This is a genomic window from Leisingera sp. F5 (genome assembly GCF_001593695.1).
Window position 1 is genome coordinate 1 of record NZ_LUKH01001033.1, and the last position, 1338, is coordinate 1338.

The 1338-nt window shown below is 61.0% G+C and carries 2 protein-coding genes; both read right to left on the reverse strand.

All coding sequences use genetic code 11. The features are described from left to right. Positions 1-755, reverse strand: a 755-nt coding sequence (gene phnE / locus A2I95_RS38585) for a phosphonate ABC transporter, permease protein PhnE (RefSeq protein ID WP_291737676.1), incomplete at its 3' end; no start/stop codon positions are given. Positions 756-870: 115 nt separating this feature from the next. Then, positions 871-1338: PhnD/SsuA/transferrin family substrate-binding protein (locus A2I95_RS38590; RefSeq protein WP_291737677.1), on the reverse strand; the 468-nt coding region annotated here is incomplete at its 5' end.

Sequence of the window (1338 nt, forward strand, 5' to 3'; positions counted from 1 at the left end):
TGCCCCCAGGACATGGCGTTCTTCAGCTCATAGCCGATGCCGCCCGCGCCAACGAAGCCAAGGATGGCCGAGGCCCGGATATTGATCTCAAACCGCAACAGCGCGTAGCTGACGTAGTTCGGCCCGACCTGCGGGATCACCCCCAGCGTCATCCGCTGCGCCCAGGTGGCGCCGACCGATGACAGACCTTCCACAGGTTTCAATGAGGCGTTTTCGTTCACCTCGGAAAACAGTTTGCCCAGCGCACCAGCGGTGTGGATGGCAATGGCGATCATCGCAGGCACCGGGCCGCCGCCAAGGACAAAGATCAGCACCAGCGCAATGACGATTTCCGGGATCGCGCGGCAAATGTCGCTGATGCGGCGGAACAGCGGGATCAGCGCAGGCCAGGGCGCCATGCCGCGGGTTGCCAAGAGCGACAGCAGGGTGCCGAACACCGCGCCCACCAGCGTTGATGCCGCGGCGATGTTCAGCGTCTCCACCAGTGCCGGAAAGAAGTGCACAGCATGGCCGGGCAGCTGGGCTGCCTTGTCCGCGGCTTCTGCCAGCACTTCAGCGGGGTAATCGAAAATCCGGGTGAACCCATCCGCGAAAGAGCCCGCATTGCGCGCATCCGCGGTGCGGAAACCTGCAACCATCAGCGCCACAAAAATGGCCAGAAGAATGCCGCCGTACAGCCGCTTGCGCTGGGTGTGGGCGGTGTATTGCTGCCGGATATCCTCGATGCCCGGCCGGGCGGCTGTCAGATCTGCCATGTAGGGGTCCTGGTCCTGAAGGGATGGCCGGAGCAAATGCCATCAAGGAAATTGCGGGGTTCCGAGCCAGGCCCGAACCCCCGCAGAGCACAGTATCAAAGGTACGGTACTGAAATTACTGGGATTTCAATTTACGGGCTTCGATAATCACCTCATAAGCGTCATGGCTGATCGGCATCAGGCCCTTTGATTCACCGCCCAGCACATTGTACATGCAATCCGGATCGATTGAGTTCATCGAGGCCAGCAGGCCGGTCATCTTGACCTTCACATCCGCAGGCAATTCGGTACGCAGCACAAACGGGCCTTCCGGGATCGGCGCGGATTTCCAGATCTCGACCAGATCATTCATGTCCACCAGGCCCGCATCCACCGCACGGCGCAGAGCGCCGGAGTTGTAGCCGTCTTCCCATTCGCCAAGCCCATCGGCCCAGCTGACACCGCCAGCAACGTCGCCATTGGCCACGGCAACAATGGTCTGTTCATGCCCGCCAGTGAATTTCACTTCGCCAAAGTAATCGCCAGAGTCCATCGTGGCGCCAGTGACCTGCGGGATTTCGATCGACGGGATCAGATAGCCCGA